This window comes from Roseixanthobacter liquoris (assembly GCF_043195135.2).
GTDB lineage: Bacteria > Pseudomonadota > Alphaproteobacteria > Rhizobiales > Xanthobacteraceae > NCEH01.
Map to the genome: position 1 here is coordinate 826854 of NZ_CM195537.1, position 17551 is coordinate 844404.

Below are 17551 nucleotides of genomic sequence, written 5' to 3' on the forward strand. Positions count from 1 at the left end.
GCGCCGGGGTCCTGTGCGCTGGCGTCTCGCGTCTCGGGGGCGTGACGCTTGCGCGTCGTGCGCGTGCGGGAAGGAACGGGTTGGCATGACATCCTCGCCGTCGAAGCCGGGCGCCGCGCGCTATCCCCTGGTGCTCGCGACCCTGATGACCGGGGCGGCGGGCTATGTGGACGCCGTGGGCTATGCCCAGGCGGGCGGGCTCTATCTCTCCTTCATGAGCGGCAACACCACCCGCCTCGGCACCGCGCTCGCGGCGCTGAACCTGCATGTGCTGCTCGGCACGGCCATGGTGATCTGCGCGTTCGTGATCGGCGCGGTGGCGGGCACGCTGGTGGTGGAAGCCCCCGTGCGCCGGCCCATGCTGGCGGTGCTCGGGGTTGAAATCCTCCTGCTGTGCGGCGCGCTGGCCCTGGTGGCGGCGGGCAGCCTGATGCCGCCGCTGTTCCTGATCTCCATCGCCATGGGCATGCAGAATTCCGCGCACCAGGTGGTGCAGGGGGCCGACGTGGGCAAGAGCTTCGTGACCGGGGCGCTGTTCAGCTTCGGCCAATCCCTGGTCGCGGCGGCCAAGGGCCGGGTGCGGCCGATGGAATGCGCGATCTACGGCCTCTCCTGGCTCACCTTCGTGGCCGGCGTGGCGCTCGGCGCCCTGACCGTCACCGCCTTCGGCCTGTTCGAGGCGCTGGCGATCCTGGTGGCGGCGCTGGCGGTGGCGATGGTGGGGATCTGGAGGGGGTGGGTTTAGGGGGCTGTGCGGTTTCTTGTGAGGGGAGGTTGGGCCGGCGGGACCGACGTCCCTGCCTACCCTGCGACTCTCAACCTATATTTAATACGGCGCATCTGTATCTTTTCTTGACTGCGGCAATCGGTGTGCATCTATATTTTTTAGATGCAGTGTCTCTGTAAGCCGGCTTAAAAATTATGCAAAAAAAAGACAGAAAATGCATACTTTGTTTGCGCGCGATCTTAGGCGAGACAAAGCCGGAGCATATCCTCCTAAATGCGCTTGGGGGTAGGGTGGCCGTTAAAAATATTATTTGCTCTGAGTGTAACGAGGGCATGGGGCGAGGGCCCGATCGCGATCTAGCCGATAGCGTTGCCATGCTGAGAAGTATTGGACACTTGCGTTCTGGCAATGGTGATGCGCCACCCACTATCCGTGGAGTCAAGAGCGAGGGAATGACATTCAATCTTGAATCAGGGATGCGTGTTAAGCCGCGCTCCGAAGGCAAGCAGGTCAACGTTAATGTAAAAGATAATGACGTAAATATTTCAATTTCAGCTCGTAATGAGAAAGAGCTTGAATATTTGATGAATAGCGCAGCTCGTGCCGTTGCTAAAAAATTAGGCTATTCCGAGCCAAAGGTGATCGAGGCGATCCGAGCCGACATTCTTTCAGCTCACACACGTAGCGATACCATCGTCCCCGCGCCATCAATTAAGGGTGATTTGCAATTTGGTCTAGGGCAATCACAACAGTCTATGGCCAAAGCAGCTCTGGTTCTATGGGCGCGTCTCGTCGGCAGCGAGGAGATCACTCGGCCCTCGTATGATCAAATCAGAAATTTTATTTGGAATGGAGATAAGTCAAATGATCCAACCGTATTGGTGAAATTAGACTATCGAAATATTTTAGAAACACCGCCAGAATTCGGCACAAATCCGAATATTATTCAAATAATAAGTGACAAAAATGGCGCCGTATATGGATATTTTAGATTGTATGGCGCAATCGGATGGCGATTTTTGCTGTCTTCATCCGGGGCTCCTCCAAGAAGGGCGTGCTCTCTTATCTCAAATCCTTTCCAAAATGAGGTTTTTAGCCTAGATAAAGACGAAAAGGCCGTTCTGCCTGCAGAATGGATTTTGGCCGACTGGAGTCTAGATCTTGACAATATGAACCCTGCCATGGACCGGCTTGGCTTCTTGATCGCTCGTGGACAAGATCTATCTCAGCGGTTAATGATTGAAGATTGGTTCAAAGAGGCTTGCGCACAATGCGGGTGCAAAGAAGGTGAAGAATTTACCGAAGAGCATTTAAAATTCATTTCTGAATACGTGTCGAAGCGGGCAGTCGTACACCTCACCCGAAGATCGGTTAGCTGGAGTTCTGCTCGCAGTTAAACTCGTACCTAGCGGTTTTTTTGAAGCTGTGAACCAATTCCACCTCCCCCCTCACACCTTCCCCACCCCCACCCGATTGTCATGAAACGCCGCCCCGCCCCACCGGGGCCACCGGGTAGGCCGCTGACGTGGCGCTGGGCGCCCTGACGGTCACCGCCTTCGGCCTGTTCCACGCCTTGCTGATCCTGGTGGTGACGCTGGCGCTGGCGATGACGGGGATTTGGATGGGGCGGGTGGGGGGAGGGGACTGTTGGAGGACATCGTTAGCCTACCAAGGCAACACGCTGTCAAGAAAGGCGACTATGGCTCCTGACTTGAGCACGTAAAAATCCTCTCGACCGGCCCGGAGGACAATGCCAGCGAAAAAGGCGCGAGGCCCACCCTCTGCGTCCTGGATCACGAATGCGGGCCCGCCGCTCATCCCGTCTGGATTGATCTCTAATGCCCGCGTTGGCGTAACCCGCAATAATGCTTTGTCCGTCGGCTGTTCCTCATGTGGTAAGCAAGCAACATGGAGACGGTAAAAGCCTAAGCGATTGTTTTCATAAAGGTCATAATCCTGCACGGCAGATGGAAAACCCACAATAAGCGCTGCCAGCGTAATGTCTGCCTTGAAGTGGGCGGGTATTGTGGTCAGATCAAAAAATCGCGGCTTCAGCTCTGGAATATTTGCGACTGGGTCTGTGAAATTGAAGGCGACAACGTCGTTTGCATCGCTTTCTAAGGTTGGGTGATAGCCTCGGCGGCCGCTTGATGTGATGACCCGGCTGCCGTCATCTGTCAGCATCCCCACCCGACTTTCATCGACCCCTTCCAGTTGGTGTTGTGCGACGAGCAAGAGGTGATGGCCGCGATAATGGATGGCCGTCGCAGACCCAGGCAGCGAGACTTTAAACGTCTCGTCTCCCTCGTTATAGATCACGAGGCTCAATGCGTGCCGAGCGAGCACGCCCTCAATTGAACGGCCAGGAATGATCACGCCATTCAGGCTGATGCCGAGCCTCATGAAGCTATCAAGGAGAGTCACAGTCTCTCACAAACTCCTCGGTATTCGCTTTAGCGGGAAATTCGCGTCTGCCTTAGATGATCGGCCAAACTCTACTATCGTCCCCCTCACCCCATCCGCATCACCCCCACCCGATTGTCATGAAACGCCGCCCCGCCCACCGGGGCCACGGGGTCGGCGCCGGTGAGGGTGTTGATGCCGCGGCCGCCGGCGTGGGCGGCGTTGGGGTGGATCTGCTCGGCCACCACCACGCCGCGCCGCACGCCGTCGAACAGGCGGGCGGTGAGCTGCACGCGGCCGCGCGGGTTGGAAACCTCCACCGCATCCCCGGTTGAAATGCCGAGCGCCGCCGCGTCGGCGGGGTGGATGAGCAGGGTCGGCCCGCCCTCCTTGTGCGTGGAGGTGGCGGTCTGGTTGAAGGTGGAATTGAGGAAATTGCGCGCCGGCGCGGTCACGAGGCGGAACGGGTGCTCCGCCGTCGCCTCCTCGATCACCGCCCAATGGTCCGGGAATTCCGGCATGTCGGCGACGCCGAATTTTTCCGGCGCGGCGAACGGCACCTTGTCCCAGCGCGGCTTCAGGCGAAAGCGCCCGTCGCGATGGCCGAAGCCGTTGAGATAATGGGCGGTGGCGAAATCCGGCTGCACATCCTTGAAACGCGCGGCCTCCAGCTCCTCCAGCGTGCCGCGCTCCGAGGCGCGCAAGGTCCAGTCCACCAGTTCGCGCGCGCTCATCTCGAAGCCTGGATGCTGCGCGCCGAGGCGCGGGGCGAGCGCGCAGAGCAAGTCATGGTTGGAGCGGCATTCGCCCGGCGGCTCCACCAGTTTGGGCCCCATCTGGATGTGCTGGTGCCCGCCGGAGAGATAGAGATCGTCATGCTCGGTGAACATGGTGGCGGGAAAGACGATGTCCGCCTGCCGCGCGGTCTCGGTGAGGAAATGCTCGTGCACCGCCACGAACAGGTCGTCGCGCGCGAACCCGCGCTTCACCGCCTCCTGGTCGGGCGCGACGCTGAGGGGATTGGTGCTCTGGATCAGCATCGCATGCACCTGCGGCCCGTCATAGAGCGCCGCGCGGTCGCCGGTGAGGATGGCGCCGATGCGGGATTGGTCGAGTTCGCGCGTGGCGGGATCGCGCACGTCCAGCCCCTCGATCAGCGTCTTCTTCAGCCGGTAGATGCCGGAATTGGAATGAAACGCGCCGCCCCCCTCGTGCTGCCAGGCGCCGGAGACCACGGGAATGCAGGAGGCGGCATGCATGTTCACCGCGCCGTTGCGGCTGCGCGACATGCCATAGCCGAGGCGGAAATAGCTCTTCGGCGTTAAGCCCACCAGCGCCGCGAAGGCCTCGATCTCCTCCACGCTCAGCCCGGTGATGGCGGCCGCCCAGGCGGGCGTGCGGGTTTCGAGATGGGCTTCCAGCGCCGCCGCATCATTGGCATAGCGGGCGAGATAGGCGCGGTCGGCGCGATTGTCGCGGAACAGCACGTGCATCACCGCGCAGGCGAGCGCGCCGTCGGTGCCGGGGCGGATCAGCAGGGGAATGTCCGCCTGCTCCATGGTGGGGGTGCGATAGACATCCACCACCGCGATCTTCGCGCCGCGCTCCTTGCGGGCGCGGATGGCGTGGGTCATCACATTCACCTGCGTCGCCACCGCATTGGTGCCCCAGATGACGATCAGGTCCGCCGCGCGGCTGATCTCGCGCGGATCGGCGCCCGCGAGCCGCCCGGTGCCGGCCATATAGCCGCTCCAGGCCGGGTTCACGCAGATGGAGGAGAAGAAGCGCGAATAGCCCTTGGCATGGGTCAGGCGGTTGATGCCGTCGCGCATCACCAGCCCCATCGTGCCAGCATAATAATAAGGCCACACGCTCTGCGCGCCGTGGGTGTGCTCGGCGGCGAGCAGGGCCTGCGCGGTGCGGTCCAGCGCCTCGTCCCAGGAGATGGGGGCGAATTGGGTGGAGCCCTTGGGCCCGGTGCGCTTCAGCGGCGTCATCAGGCGGTCGGGATGGTGCGCGCGCTCGGCATAGCGGGCGACCTTCGCGCAGATCACGCCGGCGGTATAGGAATTGTCCGCCGCCCCGCGCACCCGGCCGATCCGGTTGTCCGCCAGCACCTCCACTTCGAGCGCGCAGGTGGAGGGGCAATCGTGGGGGCAGGTGGAAGCGCGCATCTGCGGGGCGCGCGCCGCCAGCGGGCGGACGTGATCGTTCATGAGCGAGGCAACTCCTTCGCTCCCTTATAGCGTCGCCACGCCCGGCGGGCCAAACGCGTTTCGCCCCCGGCCGCGGCCACGACCGGGGGCGATGCGCGGGCGAAAGGCCCGCGGGCGATGCGCGAACTCAGGTGGCGTGCGCCTTCTCCTTGCCGCGCCCGCGCAGCAGGAAGCCGAGCGTCACCACCAGGGCCGCGCCGACGGCGCTGGCCAGATAATGCGGCAGGTTGGCGGGCTTCAGCCCGCTGGGCGCTTCGGAATCCGGCTTCACCCACTCGGGATTGACGCTCTGCATGTATTGCAGGGACATCACGTCGCCCACCACCATTTCCCCGGCGATCCAGCCGAGCAGGGCCGCGCCCGCCCACACCAGCACCGGCAGGCGGGTGAGCAGCGCCATCACCAGCTGCGAGCCGGCGATGATGAGGGGAATGGTGAGCAGCAGGCCGAAGATGAACAGTTCGGGATGGCCGCGCGAAGCGGCGGCGATGGCCACCACATTGTCGAGGCTCATCACCGCGTCGGCGATGGCGATGGTGCGCACCGCCTTCCACAGGCTGTCGGAGGCGGCAACCTCGTGCGTTTCGCCCTCATTGTCGGTGACGAGCTTCACCGCGATCCAGATCAGCAGCAGGCCGCCGGCCACCTTCAGCAGGGGAATGCCGAGCAGGTAGGAGACGGCGAGGGCGAAGATGATGCGCAGGCCGACCGCCGCGCCGGCGCCGAGCAGGATGCCCCAGCGGCGCTGGCCGGGCGGAAGCGAGCGACACGCGAGCGCGATCACCACCGCATTGTCGCCCGACAGCAGCAGGTCGATCCAGATGATCTGAAGAAGCGAGACCCAAAAGGTCGGATCGGAAAAATCCATGCGACAGTCCTTCTGTCCTGATGGGATGCGCGTGGGCGCGATCCGCGAAATCCGCCGGGAGCGCCGTATCGCAATGACGTTACGGCATGTATGGGGCGCAAAAAAGGGGGCGGATGCCCCCTTCGCGTCGGCAAGTGTCAGTTGTGCGAGGCCGCCTGCCTGGCGCTGCGCATGCGGCCGATGATCCAGGCGATGGCCACCACGAGCACGGCGCCGGCCGCCGCCGCGGGCAGGTGCCAGGCCTCGCTGGCATCATGGCCGCCGAGGCGGTCGGTGATGGCGACGTCGCTCAGCAGCATCTCGCCGGCGACCCAGCCGAGCAGGGCCGCGCCCAGCCAGATGAGGATCGGGAACCGGTCGAGAATGGCCATGACGATGGAGCTGCCGGCCACGATCAGCGGAATGGAGATGGCGAGGCCGAAGATCAGCAGCGTCCAATTGCCGTTGGCGACGGCGGCGACCGCCACCACATTGTCGAGGCTCATGACGATATCGGCGATCGCGACGGTGCCGACGGCCTTCCACAGATTGTCGCTGGCGGCGACCGCATCCTCGTTTTCTTCATTGGGAAGGGCGAGGTCGACGGCGATGTACATCAAGGCGAGGGAGCCGACCACCTTCAGCCAGGGCAAGGCTAGCAAGGTGGCGACGATGCCGGTGAAGAGGATGCGCAATCCCACCGCCACGCCCGCGCCCAGCACGATGCCCCAGCGGCGCGTCTTCTCCGGCAGGGAGCGGCACGCCATGGCGATCACGACCGCATTGTCCCCGGACAGGAGAATGTTGATCCAGATGATTTGCAGCAGCGCCAGCCACAGCACCGGAGAGTCAATCGCCATCGTTCCCCATCCTCATTCGCGTTTCCCGGCGGGTATGCTGCGTCTGGTGCGCCGTATTATGCATTCCCTAACGGGAGGCTAATGGAGTGGCGCGGGGCCTACAATCAAAACCGGACACCGCGCCGCGCAAAAAGCATTGTGCACCGCGGTGTCCGTAGGGGAAACGCCTCAGCCGACGATTTCGTTGCCGGAAAAGAACTGGGCGATTTCGATGGCGGCATTCTCGGCGCTGTCGGAGCCGTGCACGGAATTCGCCTCGATGGACTCGGCGAACAGCTTGCGCAGGGTGCCTTCCGCCGCATTGGCGGGATTGGTGGCGCCCATGACTTCGCGATACTTGAGAACCGCATTATCGGCCTGAAGCACCTGCACGACCACCGGACCGGAGGTCATGAACGCCACCAGCTCGCCGAAGAACGGCCGCTCGCGATGGACGCCGTAGAAGGTTTCGGCCTGTTCGCGGGTGAGCTGGATGCGCTTCTGGGCGACGATGCGCAGACCCGCATTCTCGATCACGGCGTTGACCGCACCGGTGATGTTGCGACGCGTCGCGTCGGGCTTGATGATCGAGAAAGTGCGCTCGATCGCCATGGTGACCGTCCTGTCGTTATGAATGAAAATGGCTCCGCGACTGCCGCGGACGCGCGGGCTTTAGCAGCGATGCCGCTCTGCGGCAAGGGAAGGCGCCGAGAGGACCGCCTTCCCGACGCCAAACGGGCGCCGCATGCCCGGACGCCGGCCGCTTCGGACGGCGGCGCGATGCTTCAGCGCCGCAGGATTTCGGCGATGGCGCGGTCCGTCACCACCGCGATGGAAAAGCGGATCGGGCTCCCGAGCAGGCGCGGCCAGAACAGGGGCTCCTTGATGGCGCCCAGGAATTGCGCGGCGGCAAGGCCGGTATCGAGCGAGGCCGGCAGCTTGCCGGCGCCGCGCAGCACCTCCAGATAGGCCGTGAGCTTGCGCAGCGTCGGTTCCTTGCCGGTGCGCGAGAAGGCCTCCGAGAGTTCGGGAAAGCGCGGCGCCTCGGCGATGATCAGCCGGAGGATGGGGATCACGTCCGGCTGGTCCCAATGGACGCACATGCGCGCGACGAACTCGCGCAGCACCAGGCGCGGGTCCGCCTCGGCCGTGGTCGGCAGGTCGGGGCCGCCGGTGAAATGCGCCCAGACCTCGGCGATGATCGCGCCGAACAGCTCCGCCTTGCTGGGATAATGTTGATACAGCGTGCGCTTGGAGGCGGGCGCGGCGGCGGCGATGGCGTCCATGCTGGTGTTGCCATAGCCGCGCTCGATGAACAGCCGCCGCGCGGCGGAGCGGATGCGGCGGCCGGTGCCGCGCGGATCGCGCGCCGCGAGCCGCGCCTCGGGCGCGGGGCCTTTTGCCGGTGCCGTGCCGCTTGCGGGTGCCGTGCCGCTTGCCGGTGCCGTACCGGTGTCGGGGGCGCGCGCGGCCTCCGGAGCGGGCTTTGCAGCGGCCTTCGCGGCCGGTCCGGCGGTGGCGAGGGGTGGTTTTCGAGTGGTCATGATTGACAATGTAAACTAAACGGTATAGTTTACATATGGCGATTGAGAGCGCGCCCCGCCAGACCGGTGTCTGCGGCCCGCGCCTCCCCGCCCCGGCGCCGCCTCCTGTCCCGGCATGTCCGCGCCGCTCCTCATTTGTCCATCACCTAGTCTCTCATCCGCGAGGTCTTCCATGAACCGCCGCTTCCTGGGCCGTTCCGGCCTGTCCGTGTCCGCCATCGGCCTCGGCTGCATGGGCATGTCCGAATTCTACGGCAGCAGCAATGATGCGCAATCGCTCGAGACCCTCGACGCCGCGTTCGAGCTGGGCGTGACCTTCTTCGATACCGCCGACATGTACGGCGTCGGGCACAACGAACGCCTTCTGAGCCAGTTCCTGAAGGGCAAGCGCGACAAGGTGGTGCTGGCCACGAAATTCGGCCATATGCGCGGCCCCAACGGCGAGCGGCTCGGGGTCAATGGCAAGCCGGATTATGTCCGCACCGCCTGCGATGCCAGCCTTGCCCGCCTCGGCACCGATGTGATCGATCTTTATTATCTCCACCGGGTCGATCCCGCGACCCCCATCGAGGATACGGTCGGCGCCATGAAGGGGCTGGTGGAAGCCGGCAAGGTGCGCTTCATCGGCCTCTCCGAATGTTCGGTGGCGACGCTGAAGCGCGCGAGCGCGGTCCATCCCATCACCGCCGTGCAGAGCGAATATTCCCTGTGGAGCCGCGAGCCCGAGGACGGCATGCTCGCGGCCTGCCGCGAACTCGGCACCGCCTTTGTGGCCTACAGCCCCCTCGGCCGCGCCTTCCTGACAGGGACCGTGGCGACCGGCGCGCTGGAGGCGAGCGACTTCCGCAACCACAATCCCCGCTTCCAGGGCGAGGCGGCGGCGCAGAACGGCCGCCTCGTGGCGGCGCTGGCGCAGATCGCCCAGGGGCTCGGGCTGACCTCCGCCCAGCTGGCGCTGGCCTGGATTCTCAACAAGCAGGACAATGTGGTGCCGATCCCCGGCACCCGCCGCATCAAATATCTCAAGGAGAATATCGCGGCCACCGAAGTGGTGCTCTCGCCCGCGCAGATCGCGGAGCTGGACGCCCTGTTCGCGCCCGAGGCCATCGCCGGCACGCGCTATCCCGAAGCCGCCATGGCCGGCCTCAATCTGTGAGGCACAGGGGCGGGCTGCGGCCCGCCCGCGCTCAAGCCCTCTCCCGCATGCGGGAGAGGCGGCTGCCGTCCCTCAGGGATGGCGCTGCACGAACACCCGGCTTTCGAAATCGAACACCAGCACGCCGTCCTGGTTGGTGCCCGTGTTGTAGGCGATCAGCATGCCCCAGTCCGGCCGGCTTTTGGGCAGGATCTTCTCCCGCGCCTCGGTGGCATAAGTGATGACGTCGTCCACATAGACCGGCTTCAGCCAGCGCAGGTCCTTGAAGCCGGGCGACGGTCCCGTCACCGGCACCGGAATGCCCTTGGCCACCCGCTCGGCGGCGGTGCGCTGCTGATAGGCGACGAAATATTTCATCCAGGTGGCGGCGGTATGCCAGCCGGAGGCGCACAGCGCGCCGAACAGGCTGCGCTTGGCCGCCTCGTCGTCCACATGGAACGGCTGCGGGTCGTATTTGCGGGCGAACGCGACGATCTCGTCCCGGGTGAAGGTGTGGGTGCCGAGGATCTCGCGGTCGCCCACCTGGATTTCATCGAAGAAGTTCATGCGAGGCGCGCTCCCGGATTGCGGCGGCTGAACAGGACCACGCATTCCTGTTCCAGCGCCACGCTGCCCGAAGGTTTCAGCAGTTCCAGCTTCAAGGTCACCAGCCCGAGGTCGGGCCGCGACTTGGAGCTGCGGCTCTGGACCACCGTGCGCCGCAAGGTGACGACATCGCCGGGAAAGATCGGCTCGCGCCATTTGGTCTCGGTCACGCCCGGCGAGCCCTGGCCGGCGGCGCGCAGCAGGAAGCCGTCGCACATCAGCCGCATCATGATCGCGCAGGTATGCCAGCCCGAGGCGGCAAGGCCGCCGAGCATCGACGCCTTGCCCGCCGCCGCATCGAGATGCATGGGCTGGGCGTCGAACTCGCTGGCGAAGGCGATGATCTCCTCCTCGGTGACTTCGTAGGAGCCGAAGGTCTTCACCTCCCCCTCGACGAAGTCCTCCCAAAAGATGTCGGGCATCCCACCTCCTCCTGCCTTTTTCGAATGAGAGGGGAGGCACGGGGCGCGGTCAAGCCACGCCTGTGCGATCCCGTCCCCGCATGCTAGTTGGCGAAGCGGAAGTGCAGCACGTCGCCGTCCTGCACCACATATTCCTTGCCTTCCAGGCGCAGCCGCCCGGCGTCGCGCGCGCCGGATTCGCCCTTGTATTGGACATAGTCCGCATAGGCGATGGTTTCCGAGCGGATGAAGCCCTTCTCGAAATCGGAATGGATCACGCCGGCCGCCGCCGGGGCCTTGGTGCCCTTGGTGATGGTCCAGGCGCGCGCTTCCTTCGGGCCCACGGTGAAATAGGTCACGAGGTGCAGCAGATCGTAGCCGGCGCGGATCACCCGGTTGAGGCCCGGCTCGTCGAGGCCGATGGCGTCGAGATAGTCCTTCTGGTCCTCGGCCGGCAGCACGGCGATCTCGCTCTCGATCTTGGCCGAGACCACCACCGCCTTGGCGCCTTCCTCGGCCGCGCGCTTGAACACCTCGGCGGAGAGCGCATTGCCCTCCAGCGCCGAGGCCTCCTCCACATTGCAGACGTAGAGCACGGGCTTTGCGGTCATCAGGCCGAGCATGGAGAAGGCCTGCTCCTCCTCGGGCTTGCGTTCGACGAGGCGCGCCGGCTTGCCCTCGCGCAGCAGCACCAGGGCGCGGTTCATCAGGTCGAGGGTTTCCTTGGCTTCCTTGTCGGCGCCGTTCTTGGTCTTCTTCTCCAAAGCGGCGGCGCGCTTTTCCAGGCTTTCGAGATCGGCCAGCATCAGCTCGGTCTCGATGGTCTCGATATCGTCCACGGGGGCGATCTTGCCTTCCACATGGGTCACGTCGCCATCCTCGAAGCAGCGCACCACATGGGCGATGGCGTCGCATTCGCGGATATTGGCCAGGAACTGGTTGCCCAGCCCCTCGCCCTTGGAGGCGCCGCGCACCAGGCCGGCGATGTCCACGAAGGTGAGGCGGGTGGGGATGATCTGGCCCGAGCCGGCGATGGAGGCCAAGGTATCGAGGCGCGGATCGGGTACCGCCACTTCACCCACATTGGGCTCGATGGTGCAGAAGGGATAATTGGCCGCCTGCGCCGCGGCGGTCTGGGTAAGCGCGTTGAAGAGGGTCGACTTGCCCACGTTCGGCAGGCCGACGATGCCGCATTTGAAGCCCATAGCTCAGCGATCTTTCAGCGAGGAGAAGACGGTCTCGATGTCCGTCGTAAAGGGATTGATCACGGTGGTGCGCTCGATGGCGAGGCCGTCTTCAAGATCCTCGCTCATCAGCAGCCGGCAATCGGCAAGGAGCGCGGATGCAATCATCAGGCAATCCCACCATTCGAATTTGAAGCGATCCTCGATGTGGAAGGCCCGCCCCATCAGCTCGCTGGGCGAGGCGGAGTGGCAGGCCGGCATCAGATCGCCGAGGAAGTCCCGTATGGCATGGCGCGGCAGGAAGGGAAACCGGTCGATGGCGCGCGCATAGAACTCGCTCGCCACCTGGGGCGTGATCACCAGCTCGCCGTGGCGGCGGATGGAGCGCAGGCTATGCCTCGTCAGCGCCCGTTTGCGCGCGTCGCTGCGGTCCTGGAGGGAGATCAGCATCGGCGCGTCCACGAAGCATCGCAGGCTCATGGCTGTCCTCACGCATCGGGGGTGGGGGTCCCTCCGGGTCCCAGCCCGGGCCGGAGAGCCAGCGGTCGAACGGCGCAAGCGGATCGGAATGACCGCCGAGCGCCCGGCTGAGGCGGTCGGCGATGAATTTGGAGAGGCTCTTGCCCTCGCGCGCGGCGGCGAGGCGCACCTGGACGGTGAGTTCGTCGGACAGGGTGATGGTGATGTTCTTCACGGGCGGCCCCCGCCTGCGCAGGTCGAACGGGCGCCCCACACTGGGGTCAGGCGCGCGGATCGCCAACGGCTTTCTTGTCGCCGAAGCCCTGGGCGTCCAGGAACAGGTGCGCCCGGTTCTGGAATTCCTCCGGCTTTCCGGCCACCAGCTGTTCGGCGAAGTCCGCGCATGCCTCGCACACCCCCTCGACCCACGGCTTCTCGCTCTTGGCGAAATCGCCCAGGACATAAGGGTGCACCAGCGTCTTGTCGCCCGGATGACCGATGCCGAGCCGCACCCGCCAATAGTCGTTGCCGCAATGTGCGGTAATGGAGCGCAGGCCGTTGTGGCCGGCATTTCCGCCGCCCTTCTTGGTGCGGATCTTGGCCGGGGGAAGATCCAGCTCGTCGTGGAACACGAACACGCGCTCCAGCGGGATCTTGTAGAAGCGCATGGCTTCACTGACCGCGCGGCCGCTCTCGTTCATGAAGGTCTCGGGCAGCAGCGCGAGCACCTTTTCCCCGGCGATCTCGCCTTCGGCGACCGCGCCCTGGAAGCGGCGGCGCCAGGGGGAAAGCCGATGGCGGCGGGCCAGGGCCTCCACCGCCATGAAGCCGATATTATGCCGGTTGCCGACATATTTCGGGCCGGGATTGCCGAGGCCTGCGAGCAGGATCACGGTTCAACTCCGGCCCGAGAGGTCGATCAGGACTTGGTGGAGGTCGCGGCGGCGGAGGCGGCGGCAGCCGCCGCATCGTCCGCTTCAGCATCCTTCAGGCCCGACGGCGCCACGACGGTCGCCAGGGTGTCGTCGCCATGCAGCGCCGAGACCACGCCTTCCGGCAGGGTGACCGACGACAGATGCAGCGACGCGCCGAGCGGAACGCCCGTCAGGTCCACGGCGATGTGGTCGGGAATGGATTCGGCCGGGCAATCCAGCTCCACCGCATGGTGGACGATGTTCAGTGTGCCGCCCGCCTTCAGGCCGGGAGAGGCTTCCTGCTTCACGAAGTGCACCGGCACTTCCACCGTGACGCGCGCACCGGCGGACACCCGCAGGAAGTCCACGTGCAGCGGCAGATCCTTCACCGGATCGAGCTGGTAGTCGCGGGGGATGACGCGGTGCTTCTTGCCGTCCACTTCGATCTGGAAGAGGGTGGTCAGGAAGTGGCCGGCGTAGATGGTCCGGGTGATCTCCTTGTGTTCCAGGGAGATGGTGATCGGATCCTGCTTCTCGCCGTAGATCACGGCAGGCACGCGTCCGGCGCGGCGCTCTTCACGGGCGGCCCCCTTGCCGGCCCGTTCGCGCACCACGGCCTTCAATTCTTTGATGGCAGTCATGGCACTTCATCCTAATGTCACTGGTTCCAGAAAGGCCAACGGCCGCTCGCGCGGCCGTCCGGCTTTCGCCTTGGCACGCCTCCAGGGGGGCGCATGCCGAAACGAAGGCGGGCTTATAGCCGCGTTGGCCCGCAAACGCAATAAAGACGGGCACCGGGAGGGGAAAATGGGGCAGTGGACGGCACGCGGGGTGGTTCTGGCGATGCTCATGCTCGGCGTCAGCGGCGCGGCGGGCTGGGCGCAAGGCGCACCGGCCGCGCCCACGGCGCCGGGGAGCGGGGCGCGGATCGTCGAATGGGATATCCCGCAGATCAGCACCTTGCCGGACGACGCCTTCGGCCGCCTCGTGCGGTTCGGCCGCTCGGTGCTGGAGGCGACCTATGCCCATGTGGGCCCCGCCGCCGCCGACCCCGCGATGCGCTTTGCCGGCAACAATCTCGCCTGCGCGAATTGCCATCTCAATGACGGGCGCAAGAAGTTCGGCCTGCCGCTGGTGGCCGCCGACGCCGATTATCCGGCCTATTCCGCCCGCACGGCGCGGGATCTCACCCTCGCCGACCGGGTCAACCAATGCATGACCCGCTCCATGAACGGGCGTCCCATGCCGGCGGACGCGCCGCCCATGCAGGCCTTGCTGGCCTATCTCGCGGTGCTGTCCACCCATATTCCCGAGGATGCGAAGATCTCCGGGGGTGGGGCGGGCACCATGCCGGAGCTGGATCGCGCGGCCGATCCCGTGCGCGGCGCCGCGGTGTTCCGCGCCCAATGCGCCGATTGCCACGGAGTTTCCGGGCAAGGCGTGCGGCGCAATGTGGCCGACGCCGCGCTCGGCTATGGCGTGCCGCCCCTGTGGGGACCGGACAGCTTCAATGACGGCGCGGGAATGAGCCGGCTCATGACCTTGGCCAATTTCGCCCACAACAACATGCCCAACGGCACAGATTGGCTCATGCCGCAGCTGAGCCCGCAGGACGCCTGGGACGTGGCGGCCTTCGTCGAATCCCAGTCCCGCCCGGCGCTGGCCGGCCTGGAACGGGACTTTCCCGACCTGCTTCTGAAACCGATCGACGCGCCCTACGGGCCCTATGCGGACGGCTTTTCCGCCGCCCAGCACAAATACGGCCCCTATGGGCCGATCCGGGCGGAGATCGCCCGGCTGAAGGCGGAAAAGGGCAGCGTGCCCAATCCCAACCTCAAATAGCTATTTGGGCAGCGGCTCGGCGGAGCAGGCGTGCGTGGGCGTCACCTTGAACCAGTCGCCGCACTTGTCGCAGCCGGCGAGGCCGAGGCCGAGGCCCACCACGAGGGCGATCTGAAGAATACGGCGCATGTCGCGCTCCCTGATCCTGCGTCGCGCCGCACCATAAAGCAGGGCGCGCCGCTTTCAACCGGCGCGTTGGGGGCGCGGCCATGCAGCCGATCACAGAAAGCTCAGCGGGTCCACGTCGATCGCCACCCGCACGTTGCCCGTGGGCTTCGGCGCCTTCTCGCGCCAGCCCCTGAGATAGGCGGAGAGATCGAACGCGCGGGGCGCGCGCACCAGCAGCCGCCAGCGATGGCGCCCGCGCAGCAAGGCGAGCGGCGCCTCGGCGGGGCCGAGCACGCGCACATCCGCATGCAAGGGCGCGCTCGCGGCGAGCCGGCGGGCATGGCCTTCCGCCGCATGGGCCTCGCTCGCCGAGACGATCAGGCTCGCCATGCGGCCGAACGGCGGCAGATGGGCTTCCTCGCGCGAGGCGATCTCGCTTTCATAGAAGGCGGCCCGGTCGCCCAGCATCAAAGCCTTCATCACCGGGTGCTCGGGCATGTGGGTCTGAATGAAGCCGCGCCCTTCGGTGGAGCCGCGCCCGGCGCGCCCCGCCACCTGGTGGACGAGCTGGAAGGTGCGTTCCGCCGCGCGCGGGTCGCCATGGCCGAGGCCGACATCCGCATCCACCACCCCCACCAAGGCGAGGCCGGGGAAATTGTGCCCCTTCGCCACCAATTGGGTGCCGACGATGATATCCACCTCGCCCTTGGCCACGGCGTCCAGCTCCGCCCGCATGCGCTCGACGCCGCCGGAGAGATCGCTGGAGAGCACGAGGCTGCGGGCGGCGGGGAACAGGGTCTGCACTTCTTCCTGCAGGCGCTCGACGCCGGGGCCGCAGGGGATCAGGCTGTCCTTGGCGTTGCAGGCGGGGCAGGTGTCGGGGATCGGCGCCTGGTAGCCGCAATGATGGCAGGCGAGCCGGCGGCGGAAGCGATGTTCCACCAGCCAGGCCGAGCAGGAAGGGCAGCGCATGCGGTGGCCGCACGCCCGGCACATGGTGAGCGGGGCATAGCCGCGCCGATTGAGGAACAAAAGCGCCTGCCCGCCCGCCGCCATGGTATCGGCGATCTCGGCCTCAAGGCGCGGGGCGATCCAGCGGCCGCGCGGCGGGCCCTCCTTGCGCAGATCGATGGGCGAGAGCCCCGGAACCTTCGCGCCGCCGAACCGCTCCGGCAGGGCGAGGCGCTTGTAGCGGCCGCGCCGGGCGTTCACCTCGGTCTCGATGGAAGGGGTCGCCGAGGCGAGGACGATGGGCGCTTTCGCCAGCCGCGCGCGCACCACCGCCATGTCGCGGGCGTGATAGGCGACCCCGTCGTCCTGCTTATAGGCCGGGTCGTGTTCCTCATCGACGATGGTCAGGCCGAGATCGCGGAACGGCAGGAACAGGGCCGAACGCGCGCCCGCGACCACGCTCACCTCCCCGCTGGCCACGCCCCGCAGCACCCGCGCCCGGCGTTTTGTGGAAACGCCGGAATGCCATTCCGCCGGCTTCACGCCGAACCGGCGCGTGAACCGGTCCATGAAGGCCTGGGTGAGCGCGATTTCCGGCAGCAGGATGAGCGATTGCCGCCCTTCCATGATCGCCTGGGCCACCGCCTCGAAATAGACCTCGGTCTTGCCCGAGCCGGTGACACCATCCAGCAGGTGCACGCTGAAATCGCGCGCGGCCACCGCCGCCCGCAGCGCCTGCGCCGCGCCGGCCTGCTCGGGCGAAAGCTCGGGCACGGCAAAAGAGGCATCGGGCGGATAGGCGGCGGGCTCGGGTGGAAGGACGAGGGTTTCCAGCGCCCCGTCGTCCACCAGGCCATCCACCACGGAGGGGGAGACCCCGGCTTCGCGCGCCGCCTCGCTTTTGCCGCGCACGAAGCCGTCGGCGAGGAAAGCGAGCAGGCGCGCCCGGGCGGCGGTCATTCTCTCGGGGGCATGGCCGGTGGCGCGCACGCCCACCCGCTCGCGCGTCGGACCCGGGCTTTCGTCGTGGCGCAGGGCCATGCGCAGCACCATGCCGCGCGGCGCCAAGGTATAGTCGGCGATCCAGTCCACCAGCCGGCGCAATTCCTGCGGCAAGGGCGTGTGGTCGAGCTTCGCCTTGACGCTTTTCAGCTTGGCTTGATCGACCCCGCCCGCATCGCTGCGCAGCGCCCACACGCACCCCACCATGCCGCGCGAGCCGAGCGGCACCTGCACGAGATCGCCCGGCGCGAGCGCGAGCCCATCCGGCACGGCATAGGAATAAGGGGCGTCGAGGCCGAGGGGGAGCAGGACATCGACGAGGCGTTGGGTCATGTTGGTTTTTTGGTCCGGCGGGAGCGAAAGGTCAAAGGGG

At 65.9% G+C, this 17551-nt stretch carries 19 protein-coding genes and 1 pseudogene; 5 read left to right on the forward strand and 15 right to left on the reverse strand.

The features are described from left to right. The first annotated feature begins 85 nt into the window (after positions 1–85). From V5F84_RS03700 to V5F84_RS03710, 3 genes and pseudogenes are all read left to right on the forward strand, one after another. Positions 86–745, forward strand: coding sequence for a YoaK family protein (locus tag V5F84_RS03700; RefSeq protein WP_394044002.1), 660 nt, complete (start codon positions 86–88; stop codon positions 743–745). A 176-nt stretch (positions 746–921) separates the two neighbouring features. After that, positions 922–1026 (forward strand): annotated as a pseudogene (locus V5F84_RS03705) (hypothetical protein); the annotation flags it as partial. Between the two features lie 153 nt (positions 1027–1179). Next, on the forward strand, positions 1180–2124 hold the full coding sequence (locus V5F84_RS03710) for a hypothetical protein (protein WP_394044060.1): 945 nt from the start codon (positions 1180–1182) through the stop codon (positions 2122–2124). 268 nt (positions 2125–2392) lie between these two features. Here the strand turns inward: V5F84_RS03710 and V5F84_RS03715 are convergent, their stop codons facing one another. From V5F84_RS03715 to V5F84_RS03740, 6 genes are all read right to left on the reverse strand, one after another. Further along, positions 2393–3130, reverse strand: coding sequence for a hypothetical protein (locus tag V5F84_RS03715; protein WP_394044003.1), 738 nt, complete (start codon positions 3128–3130; stop codon positions 2393–2395). A 107-nt stretch (positions 3131–3237) separates the two neighbouring features. Then, positions 3238–5346, reverse strand: a complete 2109-nt coding sequence (locus V5F84_RS03720) for a molybdopterin-containing oxidoreductase family protein (protein ID WP_394044004.1) — start codon at positions 5344–5346, stop codon at positions 3238–3240. A 127-nt stretch (positions 5347–5473) separates the two neighbouring features. Then, positions 5474–6214 (reverse strand): TerC family protein, encoded by a 741-nt coding sequence (locus V5F84_RS03725; RefSeq protein ID WP_394044005.1) that lies wholly within the window; start codon positions 6212–6214, stop codon positions 5474–5476. A 137-nt stretch (positions 6215–6351) separates the two neighbouring features. Next, complete coding sequence (locus V5F84_RS03730; RefSeq protein WP_394044006.1) at positions 6352–7053, reverse strand: TerC family protein; 702 nt, start codon at positions 7051–7053, stop codon at positions 6352–6354. Positions 7054–7221: 168 nt separating this feature from the next. Continuing rightward, on the reverse strand, positions 7222–7644 hold the full coding sequence (ndk, locus tag V5F84_RS03735) for a nucleoside-diphosphate kinase (protein WP_394044007.1): 423 nt from the start codon (positions 7642–7644) through the stop codon (positions 7222–7224). 173 nt (positions 7645–7817) lie between these two features. Further along, positions 7818–8576: a TetR/AcrR family transcriptional regulator gene (locus V5F84_RS03740; protein ID WP_394044008.1), complete on the reverse strand. Its 759-nt coding sequence runs from the start codon at positions 8574–8576 to the stop codon at positions 7818–7820. A gap of 172 nt (positions 8577–8748) precedes the next feature. Here V5F84_RS03740 and V5F84_RS03745 point away from each other — a divergent pair, with 172 nt between their 5' ends. Then, entirely contained in the window at positions 8749–9732 is a 984-nt protein-coding gene (locus V5F84_RS03745; RefSeq protein ID WP_394044009.1) for an aldo/keto reductase, read from the forward strand. Between the two features lie 72 nt (positions 9733–9804). On the opposite strand, the gene V5F84_RS03750 is transcribed toward V5F84_RS03745, so the two are convergent. The 7 genes from V5F84_RS03750 to V5F84_RS03780 all read right to left on the reverse strand — a co-directional run bounded on the left by V5F84_RS03750 (position 9805) and on the right by V5F84_RS03780 (position 13916). After that, positions 9805–10278 (reverse strand): MaoC family dehydratase, encoded by a 474-nt coding sequence (locus V5F84_RS03750; protein ID WP_394044010.1) that lies wholly within the window; start codon positions 10276–10278, stop codon positions 9805–9807. Continuing rightward, positions 10275–10739, reverse strand: a complete 465-nt coding sequence (locus V5F84_RS03755) for a MaoC family dehydratase (protein ID WP_394044011.1) — start codon at positions 10737–10739, stop codon at positions 10275–10277. Before V5F84_RS03755 ends, V5F84_RS03750 begins: the two co-directional genes overlap by 4 nt. Positions 10740–10822: 83 nt before the next feature. Beyond that, positions 10823–11923 carry a redox-regulated ATPase YchF gene (gene ychF / locus V5F84_RS03760; RefSeq protein ID WP_394044012.1) on the reverse strand — a complete coding sequence of 367 codons (1101 nt, stop codon included), beginning with the start codon at positions 11921–11923 and terminating at the stop codon, positions 10823–10825. A gap of 3 nt (positions 11924–11926) precedes the next feature. Next, entirely contained in the window at positions 11927–12352 is a 426-nt protein-coding gene (locus V5F84_RS03765) for a PIN domain-containing protein (RefSeq protein WP_394044013.1), read from the reverse strand. Continuing rightward, positions 12294–12596: a hypothetical protein gene (locus V5F84_RS03770; protein ID WP_394044014.1), complete on the reverse strand. Its 303-nt coding sequence runs from the start codon at positions 12594–12596 to the stop codon at positions 12294–12296. The genes V5F84_RS03765 and V5F84_RS03770 overlap by 59 nt, the downstream gene beginning before the upstream one ends. Before the next feature lie 46 nt (positions 12597–12642). Then, complete coding sequence (pth, locus tag V5F84_RS03775; RefSeq protein WP_394044015.1) at positions 12643–13254, reverse strand: aminoacyl-tRNA hydrolase; 612 nt, start codon at positions 13252–13254, stop codon at positions 12643–12645. Between the two features lie 26 nt (positions 13255–13280). Then, a complete protein-coding gene (locus tag V5F84_RS03780) occupies positions 13281–13916 on the reverse strand; it encodes a 50S ribosomal protein L25/general stress protein Ctc (protein ID WP_394044016.1) in 636 nt (211 codons plus the stop codon). Between the two features lie 166 nt (positions 13917–14082). Here V5F84_RS03780 and V5F84_RS03785 point away from each other — a divergent pair, with 166 nt between their 5' ends. Continuing rightward, the gene (locus V5F84_RS03785) at positions 14083–15117 is read left to right on the forward strand and encodes a c-type cytochrome (protein ID WP_394044017.1); all 1035 of its coding nucleotides are present in this window, start codon (positions 14083–14085) and stop codon (positions 15115–15117) included. Here the strand turns inward: V5F84_RS03785 and V5F84_RS03790 are convergent, their stop codons facing one another. Together V5F84_RS03790 and V5F84_RS03795 are read right to left on the reverse strand one after the other, a co-directional pair. Then, complete coding sequence (locus V5F84_RS03790) at positions 15118–15246, reverse strand: hypothetical protein (protein ID WP_394044018.1); 129 nt, start codon at positions 15244–15246, stop codon at positions 15118–15120. Positions 15247–15336: 90 nt separating this feature from the next. Next, a complete protein-coding gene (locus tag V5F84_RS03795) occupies positions 15337–17511 on the reverse strand; it encodes a primosomal protein N' (RefSeq protein ID WP_394044019.1) in 2175 nt (724 codons plus the stop codon). Between the last annotated feature and the right edge of the window lie 40 nt (positions 17512–17551).